The sequence below is a fragment of the Yoonia sp. 67-2 genome (genome assembly GCF_035117555.1).
Classification (GTDB): domain Bacteria; phylum Pseudomonadota; class Alphaproteobacteria; order Rhodobacterales; family Rhodobacteraceae; genus Yoonia.
Genome location: NZ_JAYKPK010000011.1, coordinates 63,328 through 89,490, shown reverse-complemented (window position 1 = coordinate 89,490; position 26,163 = coordinate 63,328). Strand labels below are relative to the sequence as shown.

Genomic DNA, 26,163 nt, shown 5'->3' with positions numbered 1-26,163 from the left:
GAAGGAGGGCGCAAAGCCCTCCTCCAATCCTCAGGATCATTGCAGCAGACGGTCCGGGATTTCGGCCCCTGCTTCTTCGTAGTAACGCACAGCGCCGGGATGCAGCGGCACAGGTGTTGCTGTCATGGTGAATTCAACCGTGGTTTCATTCGCCGCCGGATGCACCGCTTGCAGATCGGCGATGTTGTCGAACATCGCCTTGGTCAGCGCATAAGCCAGATCATCGGACATCTCGGATGACACTGTCAGCACATTGGGAATGGCCAGAACGGCGGTGTCTTCATCCACACCGGTATAGCTGCCGCCGGGCAGGGTGGTCAGCGCGAAAGTCGGATCAGCCTCCATCGCATTGGCCAGTTCTTCCTCGGTCAAGGTGATCATGACAATATCCTGCGTCGTCGCAAGGTTCAGGATCGACGAGGTCGGCGCGCCGACAGACCAAAAGCCCACATCGATATCGCCATTGCTCAATGCATCGGCGGTTTCGTTGAAGTTCAGGCGCTGTTCGTCGATATCATCATAGGTGATGCCGTTGGATTGCAGGATCGCGGCGGTATTGACCTCGGTCCCGGAACCCGGCGCACCGATTGACACGCGCTTGCCGACGATATCAGACAGCGATGTGATGCCGCTGCTTTCCAGCGCAACGATCTGCACCATATTCGCGTAAACGGATGCAAGGCCGCGCACCATCGGCAATTGCTGCCCGTCGAACGGGCCGGTGCCGGTATAGGCCTGCAACACCGTATCGGCCAGCGCGATCGCAAGATCCGCATCACCTGTCGCGATCAAGCCCATATTCTCGACCGAGGCGCCGGTGACTTCAGCGGTCGCCGAATAGCCTTCGACATTGTTGTTGATGATCTCGGCCAGACCGCCGCCGATCGGATAATAAACACCGCCGGTGCCGCCGGTGGCGATCGACAGCTGCTCTTGCGCCACTGCGGGCGCGGCAAAACTCATGGCGATCAGCGCCGCTGATCCGATCAGACCCTTCGGGCCCTGAAGTTTGTGATGTAGCATATTGTCCTCCCATTATAGACATTTGGTCGCAAGGCGTGGCCTGTGTCACGCCGCAACCTGATCATACTGCGGCATTTGAAACCAAAAGTGGATGGGTCTTGCAATAAAAATGCGACCTTGGCGGAATCACCCCCCAGTATGGCCGGCAGCATGGCAGGCGCAGCCGCGCAATGGTCCGGAAAATCCGCCTGCTGTCATGCCGGCGTTACGTCCGCCCGCTAACCGCGCGGATCATTGCGCGACATCACCGACCAATGGCAGGATGGGCGTGGCGCAGATCGGACCTGTGGACGGTACGACGGACGGAAGGGGACCGCATGCTTGATCTGAACGACCTGCGGCTGTTTGTGGCCATCGTCGAACATCAGGGCATCCTGAAAGCCGGGCGCGCGCTGAACCTGCCAAAATCCACGATGAGCCGCCGTCTGGCCGGATTGGAAGCGCAGCTCAAAACCCGTCTGATCATCCGCAGCGGCGAGGCGTTTACACTGACACCCGCCGGGCAGGACGCCTATGATCTCGGCCTGCGGGTCGTGCAGGCCGCCCGCGACGCCGAAGACCGGCTGCTGCGCGCCCGGCAGGATATCGCGGGTCAGGTCATGCTCAGCGCGACCTCCTTGATCGCGGCGCGCCTGCCGTACTATCTGACGGCGCTGACCGGGCCGCATCCGCGCCTGTCCTTCACGCTCGACGTGTCCGAGCGTGACCCCGACCCGGTCAGCGACCCCAGCGATCTGTTGCTGCGCGCCCATGCCTGGAGCCTGCGTGACAGCGCGCTGATCCAGCGGCGGATCTGCCGCAATCCGCTGATCCTTGTTGCCGCACCGGCCTATCTGGTCAAATATGGCACGCCACTCGCCCCCGCCGATGTGGCGGCACATGATCTGCTGGCTTACGGAATCGATGCCCGCCCCGAAACCGGGCTGTTGTCAAATGCAGCCGGACAGGTTGAAATGCTGACCACCCCGCCACGGCTGATCACAGCCAATGCGGCGGTGCTGGTGCAGGCCGGGCTGGAGGCTCAGGGTCTGGTATTGGTCCCGGAATTCGTCGCCCGTGACGCGCTGGCAAGCGGGGCGTTGCGCCGCCTGTTGCCTGACTGGACGGGTCCTGCCGTGGCCGTCACCCTGCTGACACCATCCCGGCAAAACATGAACGCCACCCTGCGCTATTGTGCCGATCAGATCGCCTTGCAGGTGAAATCTGATATTCTTTCGCTCGGTCAACAGGTTCCGAAACAGGAACCGCATGTTCCGGAATTGCCTCCGGGCGTTGTTACAAAACTGACGCATGGGCGGCTTAGCCCACAGATGCGCCCGGGGTCACACGGCCCTGCGCCATCCAGCAACAGTACCGAAAGTGACATGCCCATGACCCCTTTCCAGACAGTTCTCGGCACGGCAGCCCTGACCACTGCCACCGCTCTTGCCCTGCCCGTGGCAGCACAGGATGCGGCAGGCCCGCTTGTGCTTTATACCAATGATTTCGAAGGCGCGATCACCGACCGTTTCGAGGCCGACACCGGCCGCGAGGTTGATGTCGTGCAGATGTCGGGTGGTGAAATCCTCGCCCGGATCGCCGCCGAAGCCGCCAACCCGCAATGGGATGTGCTGATCTTCAACGGCTCCTACACCTTCCACATGCTCGACCAGCAAGAGGCTTTGCTGCGCGGGGTGGAACCTGCCAATCTCGGCAACCTCAACGAGATCGGTCAGACCTATCTGCCCGAAAACCGGTCATGGTTCCCCATTGGTCTCGCCGCCTCCTGCGTGATGCTTTACCGGACCGATCTGGTCGAGACACCGCCAACCGCTTTTGCCGATCTGGCCGATCCGCGTTTCAACGGGCAATTCGGTATGGCCGATCCGGCAGTCGCGGCCCCGGCCTATCCTTGCGTCGCGCAATTCTTTGAAGAACTGGGTGATCAAGGCGCGCGCGATCTGTTCACCAGCTTCTTTGAAAATGGCATGCGGGTGTTCCGCACCAACGGGCCGACAGGCGCTGCCTTGGCCTCGGGCGATATCTCGCTGGCGCTGATCACCTCGCAGGTCGCCTATACGGTGATGGCCGAAGGCGAAGTGCCGGTCAGCGTCGTCTGGCCCGAAGATGGCGCGCCCGGCGTAGTGCGCGGTGTCGGCATCAGCGCCAGCACAGCGCGGCCAGAAGCGGCGAAAGCCTTCGTTGACTGGCTGCTGGAACCCGACACGCAAAGCCATCTGGCCGCAGCGATCCCGTCGGACGGCAAGTTTGAACCGACTGTCACAGGTGCCGTACGTCGGCCCGATGGCCCGCCAGAGGGGCAACGTTACCTTGTCGCCTCGGATGATTTTGCCGTCGAACATGAAGCCGACATCAAGACCTGGTTCGCCGATCAGGCGCTGAACTAAGGCTCATCACGGGCTTTCAGCGGATGGCCGGGCGACCGGCCATCCTTGCCTCAGCTTGTCGCAGGATTCTGCCATGACCCTTACATCTGCCGCCCCGACCACCGCTGATCGTCGGCCACGCCACCGCCTGCTGCCCGAAGATTGGCTCGGCATTTCTGTCGTGCTGGTGCTGGTTATTCTGGTTCTGGCCCCGATGGCCGCTGTTTTGCTGCAGGCTTTCATGCCGGGCGCTTTTTCCGGCCAAAGCCGGGGCATCGGTTTTGGTGGCTTGCTGGAAATCTTCGAACGTCCGCTTTGGCGGCGCGCCTTGTGGAATTCGCTGTTTCTGGCCTCAATCGCTGCCGTGATCGGCGGGCTGATGGGCAGCGGTCTGGCAATCCTGCGCCATAATTCGCGACTGGCGCTGGGTCCGGTGCTGGATATCGCTGCCTGGGCGATCATCATCCTGCCGTCTTTCATTCTTGCCCAAGGCTGGATCCTGTTCGCCAGCCGGGGTGGTCTTGCGAACCAATGGTTCGGGCTCGGCTTCGTCCCCGATCTGGTGTTCAACCCCTGGGGCCTTGCGGTTGTGATGAGTCTGAAATCCTTTCCCTTCGCCTATCTGACGGTCTCTGCCGCGCTGCAATGGCGGATGGATGATTATACCCATGCCGCAAGGCTGAACGGTGCCGGGCCGCTGCGGGTCTTGTGGACAGTGCGCCTGCCGATGCTGCTGCCTGCCGTGCTGTCGGGGGCCTTGCTGATCTTTATCGACGTGTTGGGCGATTTCGGCCTGCCTGCGGCCTTGGCCACGACCTACCGCTTTCCGACCCTGACCTATGCGATTTATGTGGCGATCAACCAATCACCGATCCGGTTCGATCTGGCAGGGGTGATGGCATTCTACGTCACCGCGATCATGCTGCTGGCAGTGATGGCCTATTTCCGCGTCCTGCGACGGCGCCGCTATGATTTTCTGGGGGGCAAGGCGAAACTGGCACCCATGTCGGCGCGCAATACTGCGTTGCTGCCCAATGGGATCGCCTTGATCGCGCTGTTGCTGGCGTTGATCATTCCCATCGGGGCCAGCGTCATGGTGTCTTTCACCGACCGGATTTCACAAGGGATCAGTTGGGATAACCTGACCCTGCGGCATTACGCCTATGTGCTCGACACCGGCGGTGCCTTTCTGTCGGCCTTGCGCAGTTCGACCGTGATTGCCGCGCAGGCCGCCATCGGGTCTGGCATCATCGCCGCCGCCGCAGCCTATGTAATGACCTTCTCGGGCTTCCGGCTGAACCGGCTGATTGACCTGACCTGCACGCTCAGCCTTGCGGTGCCGGGCGTGGTGCTGGGGATCGGCTATATCTTCATCTGGAACGCGCCCTTGATGGACCGGGCCGGGCTGTCGCTTTACGGCCATCCGTTCATCCTTGTGCTGGCCGGGATCGCCGGTGCGGTGCCCATCGCCGTGCGGGTTCTGTTGGGGGCCATGGCGCAGGTGCCCGCCACGATGCTGCAGGCCGCTGCCCTGCAAGGCGCGGGTCTGGGGCGGCGGATCGCCACGATTGTCGTGCCCTTGATCGCGGCGGCGCTCGTCTCGGCCACGCTGACCGCCTTTGGTGCGGCGATGTTCGACCTTGCGATCAACTCGATCCTGCGGCCACCCCGGCTTGACGTGCTGCCAGTCTATGTCAACCGCGCCTTTGAACAAGGTGAGTTCGGCGCCGCCACCGCCGCGACCTTGCTGGCGGGCGGACTCACTGTGGCGATCATCGCAGGGATCAGCGCCGCCGCCCGCTTTGTGCTACGCCGCCTGATCCAGACAGAAACCCCGAAAGGAACAACCGATGCTGACACTTGACGGGCTGACCCGCGCATTCAACGGCCAGACAGTGCTGAACGGCGTCTCGCTCACGGTGCCGGAAGGGCAGGTCGCCTGCATCGTCGGCCCGTCGGGCTGCGGCAAATCGACGATCCTGCGGCTGGTCGCGGGGCTTGATATGCCCGATGCGGGGCGGATCGTCTTGGCGGGCACGGAACTGTCCGGCCCCGGCTGGGCGCTGGAGGCGCGCAAACGGCGGTTGAACATGGTGTTTCAGGATTACGCGCTGTGGCCGCATATGCGGGTGGCGCAGATCGTGGGCTATGGGCTGACGCATCTGACCCGCGCCGAACGTGACGCGCGGGTCGCAGCGCTCCTTGACCAGATGCAGATCACGGCATTGGCGGACCGGCTGCCGTCACAGATTTCAGGCGGACAGCAACAGCGCGTGGCGATTGCGCGCGCCTTGGCCACGGACCCGGACCTGCTGTTGCTGGATGAACCTTTGTCAAACCTTGATGTGCAACTGCGGCTCGATATGCGGATGGAATTTGCCGATCTCTTTGCCCGCGTCGGCAAGACCGTGCTCTACGTCACCCATGACCCGCTGGAGGCCTGTTCCTTCGCCGACCTGCTGGTCGTCATGCGCACCGGCGAGATCGAACAATCGGGCCCGCCGCAGGATTTGTTCGCGCGGCCACGGTCTGCCTGGATCGCCACGCTGGCGGGCTATGACACGCGGATGCCGGGGCGGTTACTGGCCGCGCCCGATCCGGCCGACATTGTGGTGGCCATTGCCGGCCAGCCAGTGACCCTTCCGCGGTCTGCCTTGGCTGGCGAGGCGCAACCCGGCGATGCGGTCAATGTCATGCTGCATCCGGGCAGCATCAGTTTGGGCAAGGCATCGGACCGCGCTGCCGAAAACCGCCTGACCGGCCATGTGCGCCGCTGCCTGTTCGAAGGGCGCGACTGGCGCGTGACGCTGGACCTTGGTCTGGCAGGGGACGCAACATTGGCCCTGATGTCACCGCAACGGCTGGCCGAGGGCGCACAGGTCGATATCTGGTTCCCCCGCGATGCCGCCGTTATTTTCGCCCAGCCTTGATAGACGACCTTCGGAGATATGCCACCAATGATGCCCGACCATCGTGCAACCGCGTTCCGGCCTTTACATTTTCCCGACCATCCCGACCCTTTGGGTGCGGTGAATATGCCGGTCGCCGACCATTTGCTGCGGCGCGGCTTGCTGGCCGACACCGCGCGCCTGAGCCTGCACGCCGGTGATCCGACCACCCGGCTGGAGGATATCCGCGAGGAATTGTTCCGCCAGCGCTGGATCGAACCGCCACGGCATGAACAGATGCCTGTCACCATGGGTCCGCAAGGGGCCGAGGTCGCGCAGTTGGACCGGTCCGCGCTGCGCATTCTGGGGTTCTGGGCGCAAAAGGTGCATATCAACGGGCTGGTCGAAACGGCGGGCGGCAGCGGCCCGCTGGTCTGGATATCCAGACGCGCGCGGCAGGCACCCTCGAACCCCGGACGCTGGGACACGCTGATCGCGGGCGGGCGGGCCGTCGGATACAGCATCGCGCAGACTGCCGAAAAAGAAGGCTGGGAAGAGGCGGGGATCAGACCGCAGAATCTGGCGCAGTTGCGCCGGGTCGGCGATATGGCGGTGCAATATGTGTCTGATCGTGGTTTTCATCAGGAATTGCTGGTGATCTACGACCTCACCCTGCCCGAAGATTTCCGCGCAATCTGCCATGATGGCGAGATCGAGGAAAGTGCAAGACTGCCGTTGCCCGACCTCAAAGCCCTGCTGAACGATCCAGATCAGTTCAAGTTCAGCTCCTATCTGATCCTGCGGGATCTGATAGCCCGGCATCCTGCCGCCGTGCCGGTATAAGGTTTGTCGGCGGCCTCTGGTCCTATGCTTTGCGCGGGCCCAGCACCGCGTGTTGGGCATAGCTGCCATGCAGGTCGGTGACTTGCAGGGTCAGCCCGTGGCGCGCCGTCAGATCCGCCACGATCTGCGGCAGATCGTGGCGCGGGCTGACATGGAACCGCGCCAGCCACGCATTCAGTCCCCGCTTTGCCAGACCGGGCAGCCGGTGCTGGCGACCGAAATCCACCAGATGCAGGCTGCCACCCGGGGCCAGATGCTGCAACGCTTGCGCCAAGGCACCGGTCCAGTCGGGGATCATCGACAGGCTGTAGGAAAAGATGATCCGGTCAAATTGTGCCACGCCGAACAGCAGGTTTGGGTCGAAATGACAGGCATCGCCCTGCGCCAACACCGCGCGGTCACCCAGTTTGGCGCGCGCACTGCGCAGCATCTCTTCTGAAATATCCAGCCCGTATAACACGCTGTCCGGGTAGCGCCGCGCGATATGGTCAAGATTGCGCCCGGTGCCGCAGGCGATTTCCAGCACCTTTCCGCCTTTGGGCGGGTCCAGATGTGCGATCAGATGATCCCGTCCCAGCAGATAAAACGCCCGCGTCGCGTCATAGATGCGCCGCTGATAGCGATAGGTCTGATCCATCAACTCGGCATGCGATGCGTCGGCCATGGCTTAACCTGCAAAGCGATACAGATGCACGCCCCCGTAAATCGCAGAGCGGTCCTGCGCAAACCCAAGGGCCGATGCCTGCGCATCATAGCGCCAGCGCGTCAGCAGATCGGCAGGCACCCGGCCCGGCAGAATATCGGCAGCGCCGCCCGTGCGGAACAGCACCCGCGCGCCGGGGCGGGCGGTGCGTGTGATCTGCGCCCAAAGGGCGGCAAGCTGCGCGTCATTCATCCAGTCCTGCGCATCCAGCAGGACATAGGCGTCAAGACTGCCCTCGGCCCGCGTCGCCAGATGATCGGTCAGGGATTGGTTCAAGGGCTGGACCCTGTCAGCACGGGCCGCGATATCCGCAAAATTCTGTGGCGCCAGATAAGGCGGCAGGGCGGCATCCTCTGCCGCAGCATAGCCCCGGTTGAACGCCTGCCAGAGAAAGTAATTCTCTTTCACCGGAAAATCGCAGACCAGACGGCGGATACGCTCGCGCAGGACGGCAATGACCTCGCCCCCGCCGTCAGCGGCGAGCTTGTCATATTGCGCAGGCGGGATGCCAAGGCCAAACAACGACGACCGCTGGCGCGCCAGCACCCGCACGATGCGTTTGTCGAACAAGGGGTCAATCACTGTCGCATGAAAATGGCGCTGCGCGTCCAGCGTTGGCGCGTCCAGCAGCGGGCGGAAATCGACCCGCGCCAGCTTTGCCAGCAGATGGATCGTGCCGATGAACCGCCCCAATACGCCATGTCGGTAAAAGCCGCGCGCGAACATCGCCGCCCGCTTGCGCCCCAGACTGCGCGCGGCCCAGAAGGCACGGCTTTTGGCATCCAGGTGCGGCGCGAGCTTGTCACGGATCAGCGCCGGATTGCCGGGCCGGTCGGCATGGCCGAACAGATCAAAGAATTCGGTCTGGTCAAGATTCTGTGCCGCCGCCACCTTCAGCCGCAGCAAGGCGATATGCGCGGGCGACAGATCGACCGCAGTGACAGAGGCCGGATCAGTCGTCAGATAAGACATCGCATTGCAGCCGCCAGAGGCAATGCAGATCATATCCGCGCCCGCTGGCAGCGCCATCGCATTCATATCTGCCACAGGATCTTCCCAGATCTGGGCGTAAACCAAGCCCTCGAACAACCGCGCGAACAGGCGTTCGTGCAACCCGGTCAGGTTCAGGCGCGGGTTTTGATAAACCGCGGCCCCAAGTTGCTGCGTGACATTGGTGGCATCGGTCATTGTGACATCGCTTTCTGTGTTGTGGGCTGGGGGGCATCACCGGCAAAAGGGCGGGTCTTGGGCAGGCTGAAGGCATAGTCGCGCCCACCCAAGCGGCGCAGCACGCCATCGCCCCGGTCTTCAATTGCGGTCATGCTGTCGACCCAATCGCCGCAATTGGCATAGGTCAGGCCAAAATGATTATGCAGTGCCGCGATATGGAAATGGCCGCAGATCACGCCATCCAGCCCTTTGGCACGGGCCAGATCGACAATCCGCCGTTCATGAGCCCGCCCGCGATAGCGCAAGGCGTTGGAGGCCATCACCAGCCGGTCAATCAGGCTGCGCGCCTGTGGCTGGCGTCGCGACAATTTGCGCAACACCCGGTCACAGCGGCGCAGACCGTGGTCGATCAGACTGCCCAGCCTGGTCATCATATGCAGGCGGATCAGGCGGCTGTCAGCCTCGTCGCCATGCACGACCAGCAGATTCTGGCCTTGTGCCGTGGTGTGGATGTAGGACGACAGATAGACCGCATCGAAAAACGCATGCGGCGGGATTTTGGACGGGTCCGGGTCATGGTTGCCACGGATATAGATCAGCTTGGCCCCGGCCTTGGCGCGGGCCCGCAAATGGTCGATCACCGCCTGATCCTGCGCTGTCCAATGCGGCAGCAGCGGATGCCAAAGATCAAGGATATCGCCGATCAGCACATAGATATCGGCAGGGTGGCGTTGCAGAAACCGCAGCACAAGCTCTGCATGCGATGACAAGGCACCCAGATGCAGGTCAGACAGGAACAACGTGCGTCCTTGCGACGGGTCCGGAGCATGTAACTGGTCAAAGGACATCACGCGATCCAATCATGCTGATGGCCAAATCATGACGCGCGGCCATGACAGAACGATGAAAGTTACGTATCAGTTTTGTTGCATTGCGCCGTTGCAACACCACGGCTTGGGCCAAAGCGCCTGTGGCAAAGCCAAATCCTGTAGGTTTCGTCCGGCGCGTCATGGTGCCACCCGTCAGCGGCGACAAAGCCCACTTTCGATCCCGCGCCAGACGCGGTAGTCTGCGCGCAAACCATCCGTGGCGATCACGACGCCCCAGACCCCTCTGCCGCCTGTGCCCCGGCCTATCGAAAGTTTTTGTTTTGCAAACGCCCTACTATCTGATCGACAAATCCCGCCTGCTGCCCAATCTGGAAAAGATCGCCTATCTGCGCGAGGCATCCGGTGCCAAATGCCTGCTGGCGCTGAAATGTTTCGCTGCATGGTCGGTGTTTGATTTCATGTCAGACTATATGGATGGTTCGACCTCTTCATCGCTTTACGAAGTGCGGCTGGGCCGTGAAAAATTCCCCGGCGAAACACATGCTTATTCCGTCGCCTATGCCGATCATGAAATCGATCAGGTGCTGTCCTGTTCCGACAAGATCATCTTCAATTCCATCGGGCAATTGACGAAATTCAACGCCGTGTCGCAGGGGCATATCCGCGGTTTGCGGGTCAATCCCGGTGTGTCCACCTCTGACTTTGATCTCGCCGATCCGGCGCGCCCATTCAGCCGTCTGGGCGAACATGATCCGGCTGCGATTGCCGGTATCGCCGATCAGATCAGCGGGCTGATGTTCCACAACAATTGCGAAAACGACAGTTTCGCCCGCTTTGATGAAATGTTGACGCTGATCGAGGATCGTTTCGGCGACACCCTGCACAAGATGGATTGGATCAGCCTTGGTGGCGGTATCCATTTCACCGGCGAAGGCTATCCGCTTGACCAGCTTGCCGCGCGGTTGAAAGACTTTGCCGCCACTTATGGTGTGCAGGTCTATCTGGAACCCGGCGAGGCGGCGATCACTGGGGCCGCAACGCTCGAAGTGACCGTGCTGGACACGATGCATAACGGCAAGAACCTTGCCATCGTCGACAGCTCGGTCGAGGCGCATATGCTCGATCTGCTGATCTACCGCGAATCCGCGAAAATGGCACCGAACACCGGCGATCATGAATGGATGATCTGCGGCAAATCCTGTCTGGCGGGCGATATCTTTGGTGAATTCCGCTTTCCGGCACCTTTGCAGGCCGGGGACCGGCTTTCGTTTCAGGATGCTGCCGGTTACACAATCGTCAAGAAGAACTGGTTTAACGGGGTCAAGATGCCGGGTATCGCGATCCGCGAACTGGATGGAACCATACGGCTGGTGCGCGATTTCGGCTATGACGATTTCGCCGCCGCATTGTCGTGACGCAGACAACAAGGGTACTGAACCACATGAAACGCAATCTTCTTATCATCGGCGCTGGCGGCGTCGCACAGGTCGTCGCACATAAAGCGGCGCAGAATAATGATGTGCTGGGTGATCTGCATATTGCCAGCCGGACCATTGCGAAATGCGACGCGATTATCGCCTCTGTCCACGACAAATCCGCGATGAAGCAGGATGGCGTTTTCGCCGCCCATGCGGTCGATGCGATGGACAGCGCGGCGGTGGCGGCGCTGATCCGCGAAACCGGCGCGCAGATCGTGCTGAATGTCGGGTCGCCTTTCGTGAATATGTCGGTGCTTGAGGCCTGTATCCAGACCGGTGCTGCCTATATCGACACCGCCATCCACGAAGACCCGACCAAGATCTGCGAAACGCCGCCCTGGTATGGCAATTACGAATGGAAACGCCGCGATGATTGCGCCAAGGCCGGGGTCACCGCGATCCTTGGGGCCGGGTTTGATCCGGGAATGGTCAATGCCTTCGCGCGCTTTGCCGTCGATGAATTCATGGATCAGGTCACGTCGATTGATATCGTCGATATCAATGCTGGCAGCCATGGCCGCTATTTCTCGACCAACTTCGACCCGGAGATCAATTTCCGCGAATTCACCGGCACGGTCTATAGCTGGCAGCAAGGCGCATGGCAGGAAAACAAGATGTTCGAGGTCGGCCGCGAATGGGACCTGCCCGTCGTCGGCAAACAAAAGGCCTATCTGTCCGGCCATGATGAGGTGCATTCGCTGGCCGCCAATTACCCAGATGCCGATATCCGGTTCTGGATGGGCTTTGGCGATCATTACATCAATGTCTTTACCGTGCTGCAAAACCTTGGCCTGTTGTCCGAACAGCCCGTCACCACCGCCGAAGGGCTGGAGGTTGTGCCGTTGAAACTGGTCAAGGCCGTGCTGCCTGATCCATCCAGCCTTGCGCCCGATTACACCGGCAAGACCTGTATCGGTGATCTGGTCAAAGGCACCAAGGATGGTCAGGAGGTCGAGGTTTTTGTCTATAACGTCGCCGACCACAAAGACGCCTATAACGAGGTCGGCAGTCAGGGCATTTCCTATACCGCTGGTGTGCCGCCTGTCGGGGTCGCGATGCTGATCGCGGATGGCACCTACGACAAAGGCGTCATGCTGAATGTCGAAGAGCTTGACCCAGAGCCGCTGTTCGCGCTGCTTGACGAGATCGGCCTGCCGACCCGCGTCAAGGACGCCAAAGGTGACCGGGCCTGGCGCGACGCCTGATTGTCGGACAGATGTGGCAGGGCGTCACCGCCCTGCCTATGCCGATATCCGTCGGGGAAACGGAAAAGTTGCCAATTGGCAATATTCTGATTTCTGGTTTATTATCAAACCACTAGGTCAAATTCCGTTCTTATGGAAACGGCCCGTTCACCTGTCGTCACCCCGCCGAATGAGCGCGTTGTTTGTCACAATGCGGCCTTCTTCTGCGGGGTGAACGCTTGCCTGCAACTGATCGCGTTAGGCCTGACTGGCAGCATTCAGCCCCAGTTCAAGGTCCGCGATGATATCGTCGATATGTTCCAGTCCTACGGACAAACGCACATAGCTGTCTGTCACGCCGGTCTTGGCCTGATCTTCTGCCGTCAACTGCGAATGTGTCGTGCTGGCAGGATGGATCGCCAGTGACCGCGCATCGCCGATATTGGCGACATGGTAATGCAGTTCCAGCGCATCGATGAACCGCCGCCCCGCATCGCGACCGCCGGTCAGTTCGAAGCCCACAAGCCCGCCATAGCCGCCGGTCAGATATTTATCGGCACGTTCGCGGGCCGCCCCTGTCTGCAGGCCGGGATAGATCACCCGGGCGACGTCGGACCTTGTGGTCAGGAAATCGGCCACTTTCGCCGCGTTTTCGCTGTGGCGCGCGATGCGCAGCGGCAAAGTCTCGATCCCTTGTAGCGTCAGAAAGGTGTTGAACGGCGATTGCGACGCCCCCAGATCGCGCAGCAATGTGGTGCGCGCTTTGATGATATAGGCGACGGGGCCAATCGCTTTCACAGCCTCGACCCAGATTGCACCGTGATAGCTGGGGTCGGGGGTGTTCAGCGCAGGCTGGCGTGCGGGAAAGGCTTCCCAGTCAAAAGTGCCGCTGTCGATGATCGCGCCGCCGATGCTGTTGCCATGTCCGGCCAGATATTTGGTGGTGGAATAGACGATGATCGCTGCGCCATGATCGAATGGCCGCGTCAGCAGCGGTGCTGCGGTGTTGTCCACGATCAGCGGGATGCCAAAGCGTTTGCCGATCTCGGCGACTTCGGCGATCGGGAACACCTCCAGTTTGGGGTTGGGCAGGGTTTCGGCGTAATAGGCGCGGGTGCGGTCATCCGTGGCCCTGGCAAAGGCTTCGGGGTCGGCGGGATCGACAAAGCGCACTTCGATCCCTTGATCCTTCAGCGTATTGGCAAAAAGATTCCATGTGCCGCCATAAAGCGCGGTGGAGCTGACGATATTGTCACCGACCCGCGCAAGGTTCTGAACCGCCAGCGCCGAGGCCGCCTGACCCGACGCCAGCACAAGCGCTGCGGCGCCGCCTTCCAGGGCCGCGAGCCGCTGCTCCAGCACGTCATTGGTCGGGTTGCCGATACGGGTATAGATCGGCCCCAATTCCTCTAGCGCGAAAAGGGCAGAGGCGTGATCGGCGCTTTTGAACTGGAACGATGTCGTCTGATGGATCGGTGGCTGTACCGACCCCGTGGTTGGATCAGCCCGCCATCCGGCATGCAGGGCGAGTGTTTCGGGATGTTTCGATGTCATGATCTTCTCCTCCTTCTGAATATTCTGCGGCGTGGACCGCATCGTCCTGACACGGGTGATCCTTCCGTCAGGTCGGGACATATCTACTACTTTATCGTCGCTGTGTTGTTCTCAATTTGACCCGGCTGTCGGAATATCTGCCTGCGTCAGCTGTCCTGACCGCGTGGCGCGGTCAGCAAAAGAATGCGGATTGCGGCCTGTGCCGCGCCGAAACCATTGTCGATATTCACGACGCTGATCCCCGGCGCGCAACTGCCCAAGGCAGATGTCAGTGCGGCATGTCCGCCTGCCGTCACGCCGTGCCCGACCGACACCGGTAAGGCGATGATGGGCGCCTTGACCAGCCCGGCGAGGACGGAAAACAACGCCCCTTCCATCCCGGCGACGGCGATGATCACATCATAGCTGCGGATCACCTCGATCCGGTCCAGCAGCCGCCAGAGACCCGCAACGCCGACATCCGCGATCAGGGCGCTGTCATGGCCGCTAAACCGTAGGGTTCGCGCGGCTTCTGTCGCGGCAGGCAGATCGGCGAGACCGCCGGTCACGATCACGACGCGGGCTGTGTCTTTCAACGGCGGCAATGGCCCGGTGATCGCAGTGCGTGAGACGGGATCGTAATCCAGCACGCCACGTAGTGCTGGGGGCAAGGCCTCATATTGTGCGACATTCAGCCGGGTCAGCAGCAATGGGCGCAGGCTCTTCTGTGCTTCGGTCAAAAGCACCTCAAGATGCGCGGCGGATTTCGCCTCGGCCAAGACTGCCTCGGGCAGACCCGTGCGTTCGGTGCGGTCCCAATCCATCAGCGGGGCGGGTATCATGACGCCGCCTCATGCAGAAAGGCAGAGCCTTGGCGATAGGCAGTCACCCCGGTAAAACGCCGCCCGGCTGCGGCGCAGAACCGCGCTGCGCTATCGTGCAATCCGTCCAGAGGCGCATCGGTTTCGACGCTCACCCCGGCGGGCCGAATGCGGATACGCAAGGTGCTGCTGGCGGGGATATCCTTGCGCAACAGCGTTTCAAGCTGGTCGACAAAGGCAAGATCAGCGGGGTCGATCCTGATCCCGGTTTCGATCCGGCTGGCCAGACAGGGCTGCGCGGGCAGTTCGGCAAAGTCCAGTTGGGCGTCGCGGGCGAGCGCGCGGATATCGGCTTTGGCGATCCCGGCCTCGACATAGGGATGCCGGATGCCGTGGTTTTCGGCGGCTACCAGACCGGGCCGAAAGTCACCCAGATCATCGGTATTGGTGCCGCTGGCGACGTGGCCGCCGTGCTGCGTTGCGATATCGCGCAGGATGCCGCTGTAGAGGTTCGACTTGCAGAAATAGCAGCGGTTGACCGGATTGCGACGATAGTTCTCATCGCTGAATTCGCCGGTTTCCAGAATGCGCAGGTCCCAGCCTTCGATCTGTGCATGATGTGTGATCAGGTCGCGGGCAGCGGCAGGGACAGCGGGGGAGGTGGCGTGGACCATCCGCACCTGTCCGGGCAAAAGCCTGTGCGCCAAGGTGGCCAGCGTCATGCTGTCCACACCGCCAGATACCGCCACTGTCCATGACCCGCCTGCGGCCAGAACCGCATCAAGCCGTTCAAGCGCATTCATGACTCGGCCTTTGTGCGGGCCGCGCGGCGGGCGGCCAACGTCGGCAGATCGCGCAGATCGTCATGTTCGACCTTGACTGTCGCGCCCGTAGGCCGCTCGGCCCGTTTCAAGCGCAGCCCATCGGGCGAGGCATCCGCCTGCCGGGGCAGCACATGGCGCAACATCTCGGTCCGGCGCAGTCCGATGGTTGCAGTCTCTGCAAAGATCGCTGTCACCACCGCATCGGCGTGTTCAGGCGCGACAAGCACATCGAAACGCACGGCAGGCCGCCCCTTCTTGCCGGTCGCCGCGATCAGGGTCACGTCCTGCACACCGTCGGTGTCGCGCAGGTGGTCGGCGGCGCAGGCGATTTCTTCGCCGGTCATATCGTCGATCTCAAAACTCAGGCTGGTGATCGTCTCGATTGATGTCTGCGCGCTGTCATAGATTGTCGCGCGCAGGATATTGGGCAGGCGTTCGAACCGGCGGGTGCCTGCGCCATAGCCGATGTTGCGCGAGGTGCCGCCAGCGTTGTGGCCATTGCCAGCGCCCCCGGTCAGATGCGCGAGGATGGCCGCCCCGGTTGGCGTCACCCTTTCGCCGGGCGTGCCATCGTCGTGCCAGTCGTAGCCTTTCAGGATCGCCGCCGTCGCGGGGGCGGGCACCGGCAACAAACCATGCGCGGTCTGCACCATGCCGCGCCCGGTCGGCAGGGCGCCACAGCTCCACCCACTTGGCGCGAGGGCGGCAGAAATGCTGCCAGCGGCGACGACATCGACCAAGGCATCCCAATCGGATAATTCGTGGAAATGGACCTGTTCCAGCGGCACACCGTGGATCGCGGCCTCGGCCCGGCCAAGACGTGTCAGGATATCGATTGCCGCAGCGGCGGTGCCGGGGGCGAGGTCTGCATCCTCAATCCTCGCCAGAAAATCGGTGAAATGGCGCATGGGGCCGTGGTGGTGATGGTCGTCCTGATCCTTGGGCTGAAACTGAAAGCCCGCAGCCGTCAGACCAGCGACATCGGCGCGGTGCAAAATGTAGGTGCCGATATCGCCCGGCAAAACCGCGCTGATATCTGCGAAGACGCGCTCTTGCAGGTCGGGCGATGCGTCCAGCATGGCGGCAATGAACATATCGCCCGCCAGACCGCCGATCGGATCAAGGTGGATATGGCGTGTCATGGCAGGGGCAGGGCGGTCATTCGCCGAACCGTTTACGCCATGTGGCGATGTAGTAATCTTTCGCCGGGGCCAGATGGCGCGCGCAGGCGGCGACCAGCAAGTCCCGGTCGCCGGTCCGGCAAGCCGCGATCATGGTCCGGTGTTCGGATGCGGCCCATTCCAGATATTCCTTCTGCGTCACGAAAACCGACCGATAGGCATGGGATTTCTGGGCAAATATATCGATGGCTTCGACCAAGGCCGGATTGCCGCAATGCGAAAACAGGCTTCGGTGGAATTCGATATTGATCCGAAACACATTGCGCTGATCGTCAGATGCGATGGCGGCGGAATGCCGCGACTGGATATGTTCCAGCTCTTGCAGGGCTTCCTCGGACAGGGGCAGCGGGATCAGTGTTGCGGCATGACCTTCGATCAATTCGCGCACCGCGTTGATGTCTTCGACCTCTTGCGCGGTATAGGCGCGCACCACGGCACCACGGTTGCGGATGCGTTCCACCAGCCCAAGGTTTTCCAGTGCGATCAGGGCTTGTCGGACGACATGGCGTTTGCAGGAAAATTCCTCGCACAGCTCATCTTCGATCAGCCGCTCGCGCGGGTTGAGTTGGCCGAGGACGATCTTTTCTTCCAGCTTGCGGGTTACCGCCGCAAGCAGATCGGCGCCTGACCCTTCCTTATCGGAAAAGCCATTGTCCGTATCTGGTGCAAAGTTTTTCAACGCTTCAACCCTTTTATCCGGCGTCCCCGCGCCACAAATTGCATTTGCCGGGCGCTTTTTCAATGAAAGAGCGTCAACATTGCAGGTTGGTGGCGCGGCTTCAAGGACAACCATCACGATTATTGGGCCGCCCGCATCCGCCGCAGGCCAAGGCCGATCCAGCGGAACAGGGGTGTTGCTTGCAGGATCGACAGGAAGGCGATGATCAACAGCACGGCCGAGATTTTGCTTTCAAAGAACACCATCCAGCTGCCGCCACCGATCAGCAGTGATTGTTGCAGGCTGGTATCCAGCACCGGCCCAAGGATCAGCCCGATCACCAGTGGCGGTGTCGGCACTTTGCAACTGTCGAGCAGGAAGCCAAGGAACCCGAAGCCCAGCATCAGCCAGATATCGAAGACCGAATTGTTGATCGCAAAGGCACCGATGATCGACAGCACGATGATCACCGGGCCGACGACACGGTTTGGGATTTTGGTGACGGAAATGCACGCGCGGGTGAACAGGATGCCCACGACGAAGAGCGCGATATTGGCAAAGAACACTGCCCAGAGCAGGGTATAGGTGACCGCGCCATGATCGGTCATCAGGGTCGGGCCGGGCAGGATGCCATGGACCATCAGGCCGCCCAGCAAAACGGCGGTGGCTGACGATCCGGGAATCCCCAGCGCAATCGTCGGGATCAGCGAGCCGCCGACGACGGCGTTATTCGCGGCCTCTGGGGCGACGATACCGGGAATATGGCCGGTGCCGAATTTTTCCTTTTCGCGGGAAAAGCGTTTCGCCTCGTTATAGGCAAACCATGAGGCCGTATCGCCGCCGGTGCCGGGGATCAGACCCACGATCACACCGATCACGCCGGAACGCAGGCTGTTGGGCAGCATCTCGATGAATTGCCGGCCTGTCGGCAGCATCCGGTCTTTGATTTTGGACACGGTCTTGACCATGCCGCCGGGTTCATCCTCGGCCATGGTCTGCGCCCTGTCACCGTCGACGATCAGACGGATCGCTTGCGGGACAGAGAAAAGACCGATCAGCGCGACGGTGAAGGGGACACCGCCAAACAGGCTCAGGTTATCCATGGTGAAACGCGGTGTGCCTGTGGTCGGGTCCATCCCGATGGTTCCTAACAACAGGCCCAAGGCCCCGGCCAAGAGTCCCAGCACGGCGGAGCCTGTCGACAGCGACCCGATGATCGTCATGCCCAGAACAGCGATGGCAAAGATCTGTACCGGGCCAAAGTTCAGCACCAGCGCGCCCAGCAAGGGTGCGACGGTCAACAGCACTATGGCGGACAACAGCCCGCCGATCAGCGATGCGGTCAGCGAGAAGCCAAGCGCCTTGCCCGCCTTGCCCTGTTGCGCCAGCGGAAAGCCGTCGATCACCGTGGCTGCCGCCGCGGGCGTGCCCGGTGTGCGCAAGAGTATGGCCGCGATGGAGCCGCCATACATCGCCCCCAGATAGAGCGAAGCGAGCATCGCCAGCCCGGTTTCGGGCCGGAACGAGAATGTCAACGGCAGCAACAAAGCGATGGCCATGGTCGCGGACAGACCCGGCATCGCCCCGATAAACATACCAATCAGCGTGCCCAGCAGGATCGCACCGATGTTGATGGGTTCAAGGACGTTGATCAGCCCGATCAGAAGGAAGCTGTCTTGCATGGGGGGTCCTCTTGCGGAAAGCGGCAGCGCCAGGCGCGCCAGCGGTCAATGGAATGGGGGCGCTTTAGGCGCCGGGAAACAACGGGATTGGCAAGCGCAGGAAATTCACGAAGATGATCCAGATCGCCAACGTCACGACCACTGCGGTCAGCACGATGATCCATGGCTTTGTGGAGCGTGCGACCAACATGCTGGACAATAAAAACGCCGGTGTCGCGATCAGATAGCCGATGGATGTGATCGCCCAGGCATAAAGCAGCATCAGCCCGACAAAGACCGCGCCGTCGCGGACACGCGGCAAGGCGGGCATCGTCAGCGCATAGCGCGTCGCCCCGTCGGTCGCCTGACGCCATGCCAGAAGTTGCTGCACGATCGCCAACAGCGCCAGCCCGATCATCACATTGGTGATCAGGACGGGCAATTGTGCTGCCACACGCGGATATCCCGCAGCTTCGACGCGAAACAGCAAAGCGATGATAATCGCCGCAACCGCCACCAGAATTCTTGACATGCCAGTATCATCCTTGTTCGAGCATCATCACACAGCAAAGAAGAAACCGCCCGGCTGATAACTTCGCCGGGCGGTCGGAACGCTTTACTGGTTTTGGACGTCGTCTTTGACTTCTTCCCAGATGGCGCTGAATTCGACCAACTGGTTCTCAAGGAAGGTGGTGTAATCGTCGCCACCGATGAAATCGATATTCATCGCCTGTGCTGCGGCAGCTTCCTGGAATTCAGGATCTTCTGTCACGACGCGCAGACCTTCGACCAATTGGTCGCGGATATCGTCTGGCAGACCGGCAGGCGCACTGTAGCCGCGCGATGATCCTGCGACGACGTCAAAACCCAGTTCACGGGCGGTCGGCACGTCGGGCAGTTCGGGGATGCGTTCTTCGGAAAACACCACCAATGCGCGCAGGTTGCCAGCGGCGATCTGCGGATAGGTGATGCCCACATTGTTGAAGCTGACATCAATACTGTCGCCCATGGCGGCGGTCATCGACGGACCATCACCCTGGAACGGCACCTTCTGGAATTCGACTTCGGCCGCGCGCTCGAACATCACCGAGGTAAAGAAGTCATCGCCGCCGACGCCGGAATTGCCCACGGTCAAAGTCTGCGGGTTTTCGCGCGCAGCATTCAGCAGGTCTTCGAACGTTTCCAGCGGGCTGTTCTGCGACACGACCGCAACGCCGGGGTCGGTCACGATATTGGCAATCGGGGTCAATTCCTCGATTGTATAGGTGATCGATGGGTTCATCAGGTAATTGGTCATCAACATCGGTGTGTTGGTGATGCTGATGATCGTGCCGTCATTGGGTTCCTGCTTGGCCAGACGGGTCCAGGCGATAGCGCCAGTCGCGCCGGGCAGGTATTGGTTGACGAAATTCACGCCCAACACTTCGGCCAGGTAAGGCTGCACCAACTGCGCCAGCTGGTCAGAGCCGCCGCCTGCAGCAAAGCCTTGCAGCACGGTGACTTCGCCAGCGCCGGTGTATTCCACATCCTGCGCGGCCAAAGGTGCGGCGGTTGCAATCGCAAGTGCAGATGCACAAGCCAGATACATATTATGTTTCAAAGTAAATCCTCCCATTTTCTCCGAGTCACAGCCTAGGCCGTGTCAAAACAGAATGTCAAACATATTATTGACAATCCTGATGACAGTGTTTCTGATAGGACCAACACATCTGGGGAGGCAGAACGATGAGCGGTGCAGATCACGACAACAAGCCGAGCGGCATGCGCAAAGGGTTGACCAGCTATGGCGATGCAGGGTTTTCTCTGTTCCTGCGCAAGGCCTTCATCAAAGGCATGGGCTATACGGATGAGGCGCTGGACCGCCCGATTATCGGCATCGTTGACACCGGCAGTGGCTTCAACGCCTGCCACGGCAATATGGCCGAACTGGTCGAAGCGGCCAAGCGCGGCATCATGCTGGCGGGGGCCTTGCCGGTCGCCTTTCCGACAATCTCGGTCCACGAATCATTTTCGAATCCGACCAGCATGTTCCTGCGCAACCTGATGTCGATGGACACAGAGGAAATGATCCGCGCCCAGCCGATGGATGCCGTGGTCATGATCGGTGGCTGTGACAAGACGGTGCCTGCGCAACTCATGGGGGCCGGATCGGCCGGACTGCCTGCAATCCAGCTGGTCACAGGTCCGATGTTGACCGGCAGTCATCGGGGCCAAAAGGTCGGGGCCTGCACCGATTGCCGCCGGTTCTGGGCCGGTTATCGCGCGGGTGAAATCGACGATCAGGAAATCGCCGATGTGAATGACCAGCTTGTTCCCGGCACGGGTACCTGCGGTGTGATGGGCACGGCATCGACAATGGCGATGGTGACCGAAGCGCTGGGCATGATGCTGCCCGGCGGCAGCACCGCACCTGCGGTTTCTGCCGACCGGCGGCGGATTGCGGAACAGACCGGCAAGATCGCCGTGCAGATGGCAGCGCAAAACCTGACGCCGGACAAGATCATGACCCGCGCGGCATTCAAAAACGCGCTGACGGTGCTTTTGGCGATTGGCGGGTCGACCAATGGGCTGATCCACCTGTCGGCTATTGCCGGGCGGATGGGCATCCAGATTGATCTTGCCGAATTCGATGCCATCGGGCGGAATATCCCGGTGCTTGTCGATCTCAAGCCATCGGGCCAGCATTATATGCAGGACCTGCATGCTGCCGGTGGACTTGTGACAGTGCTGCGCGAATTGCGCCCCTATCTGGACCTTGATTGTCTGACCGTGACAGGCCGCAGTTTAGGCGAGGAAATTGATGCCGCACCGGCGAGTTTTGCGCAGGATATCGTGACACCGCGCGACAAGCCGATCTACCACCAGGGTGGCATGGCGGTGCTGACCGGCAACCTTGCCCCCGGTGGTGCGATCATCAAACAGAGCGCCGCATCGCCTGATCTGATGGTGCATCGTGGGCGTGCCGTCGTGTTTACCTCGATCGAGGATATGGCCGCGCGCGTTGATCACCCTGATCTGGATGTGACCAAGGATGATATCCTTGTGCTGCAAAACGCCGGGCCAAAGGGCGCGCCGGGGATGCCGGAGGCGGGCTATATGCCGATCCCACGCAAGATCGCGGCGCAGGGTGTCAAGGATATGGTGCGTATTTCGGACGCAAGGATGAGCGGCACCGCCAGCGGCACCATCGTGCTGCATGTCACGCCGGAAAGCGCGCAGGGCGGTCCTTTGGGGTTGGTTCGCGACGGGGATGAGATTGAACTGGATGTGACCGCCCGCAAAATCACGCTTCATGTGGATGAGGCAGAGCTGGAACAGCGCCGCAAGGATTTTGTTGCGCCTGACCATGTGGGGTCGGACCGGGGCTATAAAAAGCTGTTCCTTGACAGCGTGCTACAGGCCGATGGCGGTTGCGATTTCGATTTCCTGCAGCCGACCAGCATCCGCAGCAATGCGGGTTATGGATCGAAATCGTGACCACAGTCGCAGCCAGCGATTTGCGCGATTTCGCGACAGAGCTACTGGCGGGCGGGGGGCTTGACCCCGCCTATGCCGCGATTGTCGCCGATGTGCTGGTCGAAGGCGATCTGATGGCGCATCCGACGCATGGTGTGGCGCTGCTGCCCAGCTATATGAATGAGATACGCAAGGGCCGCATGACGCTGTCGGGCGAACCCGAAAAGCGCAGCAATGGTGCCAGTGTGGAAAGCTGGGATGGATGCTGGTTGCCCGGCCCGGTGCTGGTGCGTGATGCGCTGGATGCAGCTTGCGCCAAGGCGCGGGCGACAGGCATGGGGGCGGTGACCATTGCGCGCAGCCAGCATATTGCTTGTCTTGCCGCCTATCTGTTGCCGGTGACCGAGGCCGGATTTGCGGCGATCATCACCTCATCCTCGCCCACGACACAATCGGTGGCACCGTTTGGCGCGACGCAGGGCGTTTATTCCCCGAACCCGATTGCCGCTGGCTGGCCGACGCAGGGTGATCCGGTGATCTTTGATATTTCGATGTCGATCACGACCAATGGGCTTGTCGCGCAGAAAAAGGCCGAAGGGCAACCCATGCCGGGCCTCTGGCTCACTGATTCTGATGGCAGCCCCACGGATGATCCAAATGTCATCGGCCAAGGCGGCGCGCTGATGCCGATGGGCGGTGTGGATCACGGGCATAAAGGCTTTGCTTTGGGTTTGCTTGTCGAAATGCTGACCTCCGGCCTTGCCGGGTTCGGGCGCGCCGATGTGCCGGATCGCTGGGGCGCGGCGGTCACCGTGCTTGTCTTCGATCCCTCGCGTTTCGGCGGAGCGGAGGCGTTTTGCCGCCAGACGGATCATATCGTCTCCGCCAGCCGAGCTGCTGCCGTACCGGACGGTGCTTCGCCGGTCCGTATCGCAGGCCAACAGGCGCTGCGGCGGCGGGCCGAACAACTTGAACATGGGATTACCCTGTCGCAATCGCTGGTCGCACAGATCAGCGCGCTGGACCCCAGCATTCCCTTTCCAACCAAAGGATAAACCGATGACCACACTCACCCCGCATAAGGGCGTTCTGTCGCCCGTCGTCACCCCGTTTGATGCCGATCTGCGCCCCGATATTGCGCGCCTTGCCGCACAATGCCGCTGGCTGTTGGCGAGCGATGTCGGCCTTGCGATTTTCGGCACCAATTCAGAGGCCAATTCGCTGGGTCATCAGGAACGCATCGCGATCCTTGATGGGCTGGTCGAGGCGGGTATTCCTGTGGATCGCATGATGCCTGGCACCGGGACCTGCGCGCTGACCGATACGGTCGATCTGACCGCGCGCGCCGTCAAACATGGCTGCGCCGGGGTGCTGATGCTGCCGCCTTTCTATTACAAAGGCGTCAGCGATGATGGTCTGTTCGCGCATTTTGCGGAAGTGATCGAACGGGTTGGGGACGAAAACCTGCGGGTCTATCTGTATCACATCCCGCCCGTCTCGCAGGTGCCGTTGTCACTGGACCTGATCGAACGGCTGCTGACAGCCTATCCCAAGGCCATCGCCGGGGTGAAAGATTCGGGCGGCCAGTGGGACAATACCGCCGCGATGATCAGCAATTTCGGCGATGAGGGCTTTGACGTCTTCGCCGGGTCCGAGGCGTTTTTGCTGCAGACCATGCGCGCGGGCGGCAAGGGCTGCATCTCGGCCACTGCCAACGTCAACCCTGCGGCGATTGCGGCACTTTATGAAACATGGGAGGCCGATGATGCCGATGCGCAGCAGGCGGCATTGACCGCGACACGGGGGGTTTTCCAATCCTACCCGATGATCCCCGCGCTGAAAGCCGCCGTTGCGCAGCATTCTGAGGATGACACATGGTTCAACGTACGCCCGCCTTTGGTCGGGCTGACGATGGAACAGCGCCGCAATCTGGCGGCTGACCTTGCGGCAGTTGATTTCGACATGCCCGGTCTGAAGGAAGCCTCCCATGGCTGAAGCCAGTCAGAAAAAACGGCGCGGCCCGGCGATCCGGCTGCATGACGACGACAATGTGGTCATCGCTTATGTGCCGATTGATCCGGGGACGGAGATCCCCGGCGAAGGTGTCACCACCCGCACCCCGGTGCCTGCCGGTTACAAGATCGCGACGCGCGCGATTGCGGCGGGCGAGCCTGTGCGCAAATATAATGTGACAATTGGTTTCGCGTCTAAGGACGTCACGCCCGGCACGATGCTGCACAGCCACAATATGGAATTCCGCGAATTCGACCGCGCGCCGAACCATGCGACGGAATATGTTCCGACGCAGGTCCTGCCGGTCCAGGAACAGGCGACGTTCCAAGGCATCATCCGCGCCGATGGCCGGGTGGCGACGCGCAATTACATCGGCATTTGCAGCTCGGTCAATTGTTCGGCCACGGTGATCCGCATGATCGCGGCGCATTTCACGCCGGAGAAACTGGCCGACTATCCCAATGTCGATGGCGTTGTCGCCTTTGCCCATGGCCTTGGCTGTGGGATGGAAATGTCGGGCGAGCCGATGCAATTGCTGCGCCGCACGATTGCCGGTTTTGCCACGCATCCGAACCTCGCCGGTGCCCTGATCATCGGGCTGGGCTGCGAACGTAACCAAATCGCGGGCATGATGGAGCAGGAAGGCCTGTCCACCGGACCCCGCCTGCTGAACCTGACGATGCAGGAAACCGGCGGCACCCGTGCGACGATCGCTGCCGGGATTGCTGCCGTGGAAGAAATGCTGCCAGAGGCGAATGCGGTTGAGCGTGTCCCGGTGCCGGTCAGCCATCTGAAAATCGGGTTACAATGCGGCGGGTCGGACGGGTTTTCTTCGATCACCGCCAACCCGGCCTTGGGCCATGCCGTCGATATCCTGTCCCGCCATGGTGGCACCGCGATCCTGTCGGAAACGCCCGAGATTTATGGCGTGGAACATACGCTGACCCGGCGCGCGCAGACTGTGGAGGTCGGCGAAAAGCTGATCGACCGCATCCGCTGGTGGAAAGAGGAATATTCGCCCGGGCGTGATGTGCAGATCAATGGCGCGGTCAGCCCCGGCAACCAGATCGGCGGCTTGGCGAATATCCTCGAAAAATCGCTCGGCTCTGCGATGAAGGGCGGCACTGGCCCGTTGATGGAGGTGTATCGCTACGCTGAAAAGGTCACCCAACCGGGGCTGGTGTTCATGGATACGCCGGGGTTTGATCCGGTCTCGGCCACCGGGCAGATTGCGGGCGGGGCCAATCTGATCTGCTTTACCACAGGCCGCGGGTCGATGTTTGGGTCCAAACCAGCGCCAGCGATCAAGATCGCGACCAATACGGCGATGTATTCCCGCCTGACCGAGGATATGGACCTGAATGCGGGCGTGATCCTTGACGGCGATGCGACACTCGAAGAAGTCGGAATGCAGATATTCGAGGAAATGATTGCCGTGGCATCAGGCAAGAAGACCAAAAGCGAAGAACTGGGCCTTGGCGATAATGAATTCGTGCCATGGAGCATCGGCATCATGAGCTGATCGGAAGAA

The 26,163-nt window shown here is 61.2% G+C and carries 22 protein-coding genes; 10 read left to right on the top strand and 12 right to left on the bottom strand.

Going from position 1 to position 26,163, the window contains the following annotated elements:
- Window positions 1-36: 36 nt before the first annotated feature.
- Window positions 37-1,023, bottom strand: coding sequence for a TAXI family TRAP transporter solute-binding subunit (locus tag VOY09_RS16150; RefSeq protein WP_322895317.1), 987 nt, complete (start codon window positions 1,021-1,023; stop codon window positions 37-39).
- A gap of 317 nt (window positions 1,024-1,340) precedes the next feature.
- Between VOY09_RS16150 and VOY09_RS16145 the strand changes: the two genes are divergently transcribed.
- The 4 genes from VOY09_RS16145 (at window position 1,341) to VOY09_RS16130 (ending at window position 7,120) form a co-directional block, all read left to right on the top strand.
- Window positions 1,341-3,410 (top strand): extracellular solute-binding protein, encoded by a 2,070-nt coding sequence (locus tag VOY09_RS16145; protein ID WP_322895316.1) that lies wholly within the window; start codon window positions 1,341-1,343, stop codon window positions 3,408-3,410.
- A gap of 73 nt (window positions 3,411-3,483) precedes the next feature.
- Window positions 3,484-5,253 (top strand): ABC transporter permease, encoded by a 1,770-nt coding sequence (locus VOY09_RS16140; RefSeq protein ID WP_322895315.1) that lies wholly within the window; start codon window positions 3,484-3,486, stop codon window positions 5,251-5,253.
- A complete protein-coding gene (locus VOY09_RS16135) occupies window positions 5,240-6,319 on the top strand; it encodes an ABC transporter ATP-binding protein (RefSeq protein WP_322895314.1) in 1,080 nt (359 codons plus the stop codon). Before VOY09_RS16140 ends, VOY09_RS16135 begins: the two co-directional genes overlap by 14 nt.
- Before the next feature lie 30 nt (window positions 6,320-6,349).
- Window positions 6,350-7,120 (top strand): NUDIX hydrolase, encoded by a 771-nt coding sequence (locus VOY09_RS16130; protein ID WP_322895313.1) that lies wholly within the window; start codon window positions 6,350-6,352, stop codon window positions 7,118-7,120.
- A 22-nt stretch (window positions 7,121-7,142) separates the two neighbouring features.
- On the opposite strand, the gene VOY09_RS16125 is transcribed toward VOY09_RS16130, so the two are convergent.
- Genes VOY09_RS16125 through VOY09_RS16115 form a run of 3 tightly spaced genes read right to left on the bottom strand, consistent with a single transcriptional unit; the run spans window position 7,143 to window position 9,841 of the window.
- Window positions 7,143-7,784: a class I SAM-dependent methyltransferase gene (locus tag VOY09_RS16125; RefSeq protein ID WP_322895312.1), complete on the bottom strand. Its 642-nt coding sequence runs from the start codon at window positions 7,782-7,784 to the stop codon at window positions 7,143-7,145.
- Window positions 7,785-7,787: 3 nt separating this feature from the next.
- Window positions 7,788-9,011, bottom strand: coding sequence for a BtaA family protein (locus VOY09_RS16120; protein WP_322895311.1), 1,224 nt, complete (start codon window positions 9,009-9,011; stop codon window positions 7,788-7,790).
- Window positions 9,008-9,841: a UDP-2,3-diacylglucosamine diphosphatase gene (locus VOY09_RS16115; protein ID WP_323811293.1), complete on the bottom strand. Its 834-nt coding sequence runs from the start codon at window positions 9,839-9,841 to the stop codon at window positions 9,008-9,010. The genes VOY09_RS16120 and VOY09_RS16115 overlap by 4 nt, the downstream gene beginning before the upstream one ends.
- Window positions 9,842-10,143: 302 nt before the next feature.
- On the opposite strand from VOY09_RS16115, the gene VOY09_RS16110 reads away from it, so the two are divergent.
- A complete protein-coding gene (locus tag VOY09_RS16110) occupies window positions 10,144-11,238 on the top strand; it encodes a carboxynorspermidine decarboxylase (RefSeq protein ID WP_322895309.1) in 1,095 nt (364 codons plus the stop codon).
- 26 nt (window positions 11,239-11,264) lie between these two features.
- A complete protein-coding gene (locus tag VOY09_RS16105; RefSeq protein ID WP_322895308.1) occupies window positions 11,265-12,506 on the top strand; it encodes a saccharopine dehydrogenase family protein in 1,242 nt (413 codons plus the stop codon).
- A 237-nt stretch (window positions 12,507-12,743) separates the two neighbouring features.
- On the opposite strand, the gene VOY09_RS16100 is transcribed toward VOY09_RS16105, so the two are convergent.
- From VOY09_RS16100 to VOY09_RS16065, 8 genes are all read right to left on the bottom strand, one after another.
- Window positions 12,744-14,039 carry an O-acetylhomoserine aminocarboxypropyltransferase/cysteine synthase family protein gene (locus VOY09_RS16100; RefSeq protein ID WP_322895307.1) on the bottom strand — a complete coding sequence of 432 codons (1,296 nt, stop codon included), beginning with the start codon at window positions 14,037-14,039 and terminating at the stop codon, window positions 12,744-12,746.
- Window positions 14,040-14,185: 146 nt separating this feature from the next.
- On the bottom strand, window positions 14,186-14,860 hold the full coding sequence (larB, locus tag VOY09_RS16095; protein ID WP_322895306.1) for a nickel pincer cofactor biosynthesis protein LarB: 675 nt from the start codon (window positions 14,858-14,860) through the stop codon (window positions 14,186-14,188).
- Window positions 14,857-15,642, bottom strand: coding sequence for an adenine nucleotide alpha hydrolase (locus VOY09_RS16090; RefSeq protein WP_322895305.1), 786 nt, complete (start codon window positions 15,640-15,642; stop codon window positions 14,857-14,859). Before VOY09_RS16090 ends, larB begins: the two co-directional genes overlap by 4 nt.
- Window positions 15,639-16,805, bottom strand: coding sequence for a LarC family nickel insertion protein (locus tag VOY09_RS16085; RefSeq protein WP_322895304.1), 1,167 nt, complete (start codon window positions 16,803-16,805; stop codon window positions 15,639-15,641). The genes VOY09_RS16090 and VOY09_RS16085 overlap by 4 nt, the downstream gene beginning before the upstream one ends.
- Before the next feature lie 16 nt (window positions 16,806-16,821).
- Window positions 16,822-17,523, bottom strand: coding sequence for a GntR family transcriptional regulator (locus tag VOY09_RS16080; RefSeq protein WP_322895303.1), 702 nt, complete (start codon window positions 17,521-17,523; stop codon window positions 16,822-16,824).
- A gap of 119 nt (window positions 17,524-17,642) precedes the next feature.
- The gene (locus VOY09_RS16075; protein ID WP_322895302.1) at window positions 17,643-19,184 is read right to left on the bottom strand and encodes a tripartite tricarboxylate transporter permease; all 1,542 of its coding nucleotides are present in this window, start codon (window positions 19,182-19,184) and stop codon (window positions 17,643-17,645) included.
- 64 nt (window positions 19,185-19,248) lie between these two features.
- Window positions 19,249-19,695: a tripartite tricarboxylate transporter TctB family protein gene (locus VOY09_RS16070; protein WP_322895301.1), complete on the bottom strand. Its 447-nt coding sequence runs from the start codon at window positions 19,693-19,695 to the stop codon at window positions 19,249-19,251.
- 84 nt (window positions 19,696-19,779) lie between these two features.
- Window positions 19,780-20,763: a tripartite tricarboxylate transporter substrate binding protein gene (locus VOY09_RS16065; RefSeq protein WP_322895300.1), complete on the bottom strand. Its 984-nt coding sequence runs from the start codon at window positions 20,761-20,763 to the stop codon at window positions 19,780-19,782.
- Between the two features lie 125 nt (window positions 20,764-20,888).
- Here VOY09_RS16065 and VOY09_RS16060 point away from each other — a divergent pair, with 125 nt between their 5' ends.
- The 4 genes from VOY09_RS16060 to VOY09_RS16045 are packed head-to-tail and all read left to right on the top strand — an operon-like array spanning window position 20,889 to window position 26,154.
- On the top strand, window positions 20,889-22,640 hold the full coding sequence (locus VOY09_RS16060; protein WP_322895299.1) for an IlvD/Edd family dehydratase: 1,752 nt from the start codon (window positions 20,889-20,891) through the stop codon (window positions 22,638-22,640).
- Window positions 22,637-23,674 (top strand): Ldh family oxidoreductase, encoded by a 1,038-nt coding sequence (locus VOY09_RS16055; protein ID WP_322895298.1) that lies wholly within the window; start codon window positions 22,637-22,639, stop codon window positions 23,672-23,674. The genes VOY09_RS16060 and VOY09_RS16055 overlap by 4 nt, the downstream gene beginning before the upstream one ends.
- Window positions 23,675-23,678: 4 nt before the next feature.
- Window positions 23,679-24,614: a dihydrodipicolinate synthase family protein gene (locus VOY09_RS16050; RefSeq protein WP_322895297.1), complete on the top strand. Its 936-nt coding sequence runs from the start codon at window positions 23,679-23,681 to the stop codon at window positions 24,612-24,614.
- Window positions 24,607-26,154, top strand: coding sequence for an altronate dehydratase family protein (locus VOY09_RS16045; RefSeq protein ID WP_322895296.1), 1,548 nt, complete (start codon window positions 24,607-24,609; stop codon window positions 26,152-26,154). Before VOY09_RS16050 ends, VOY09_RS16045 begins: the two co-directional genes overlap by 8 nt.
- Window positions 26,155-26,163: the final 9 nt, after the last annotated feature.

What these genes read in the sequence shown, in the direction of transcription:
- VOY09_RS16150 (WP_322895317.1), bottom strand. Translation starts at nt 1,023, where the DNA reads ATGCTACATCACAAACTTCAGGGCCCGAAGGGTCTGATCGGATCAGCG.
- VOY09_RS16070 (WP_322895301.1), bottom strand. Translation starts at nt 19,695, where the DNA reads ATGTCAAGAATTCTGGTGGCGGTTGCGGCGATTATCATCGCTTTGCTG.
- VOY09_RS16050 (WP_322895297.1), top strand. Translation starts at nt 23,679, where the DNA reads ATGACCACACTCACCCCGCATAAGGGCGTTCTGTCGCCCGTCGTCACC.
- VOY09_RS16145 (WP_322895316.1), top strand. Translation starts at nt 1,341, where the DNA reads ATGCTTGATCTGAACGACCTGCGGCTGTTTGTGGCCATCGTCGAACAT.
- VOY09_RS16100 (WP_322895307.1), bottom strand. Translation starts at nt 14,039, where the DNA reads ATGACATCGAAACATCCCGAAACACTCGCCCTGCATGCCGGATGGCGG.
- VOY09_RS16085 (WP_322895304.1), bottom strand. Translation starts at nt 16,805, where the DNA reads ATGACACGCCATATCCACCTTGATCCGATCGGCGGTCTGGCGGGCGAT.
- VOY09_RS16105 (WP_322895308.1), top strand. Translation starts at nt 11,265, where the DNA reads ATGAAACGCAATCTTCTTATCATCGGCGCTGGCGGCGTCGCACAGGTC.
- VOY09_RS16045 (WP_322895296.1), top strand. Translation starts at nt 24,607, where the DNA reads ATGGCTGAAGCCAGTCAGAAAAAACGGCGCGGCCCGGCGATCCGGCTG.
- VOY09_RS16125 (WP_322895312.1), bottom strand. Translation starts at nt 7,784, where the DNA reads ATGGCCGACGCATCGCATGCCGAGTTGATGGATCAGACCTATCGCTAT.
- VOY09_RS16135 (WP_322895314.1), top strand. Translation starts at nt 5,240, where the DNA reads ATGCTGACACTTGACGGGCTGACCCGCGCATTCAACGGCCAGACAGTG.
- larB (WP_322895306.1), bottom strand. Translation starts at nt 14,860, where the DNA reads ATGATACCCGCCCCGCTGATGGATTGGGACCGCACCGAACGCACGGGT.
- VOY09_RS16130 (WP_322895313.1), top strand. Translation starts at nt 6,350, where the DNA reads ATGCCCGACCATCGTGCAACCGCGTTCCGGCCTTTACATTTTCCCGAC.
- VOY09_RS16090 (WP_322895305.1), bottom strand. Translation starts at nt 15,642, where the DNA reads ATGAATGCGCTTGAACGGCTTGATGCGGTTCTGGCCGCAGGCGGGTCA.
- VOY09_RS16060 (WP_322895299.1), top strand. Translation starts at nt 20,889, where the DNA reads ATGAGCGGTGCAGATCACGACAACAAGCCGAGCGGCATGCGCAAAGGG.
- VOY09_RS16115 (WP_323811293.1), bottom strand. Translation starts at nt 9,841, where the DNA reads ATGTCCTTTGACCAGTTACATGCTCCGGACCCGTCGCAAGGACGCACG.
- VOY09_RS16140 (WP_322895315.1), top strand. Translation starts at nt 3,484, where the DNA reads ATGACCCTTACATCTGCCGCCCCGACCACCGCTGATCGTCGGCCACGC.
- VOY09_RS16075 (WP_322895302.1), bottom strand. Translation starts at nt 19,184, where the DNA reads ATGCAAGACAGCTTCCTTCTGATCGGGCTGATCAACGTCCTTGAACCC.
- VOY09_RS16120 (WP_322895311.1), bottom strand. Translation starts at nt 9,011, where the DNA reads ATGACCGATGCCACCAATGTCACGCAGCAACTTGGGGCCGCGGTTTAT.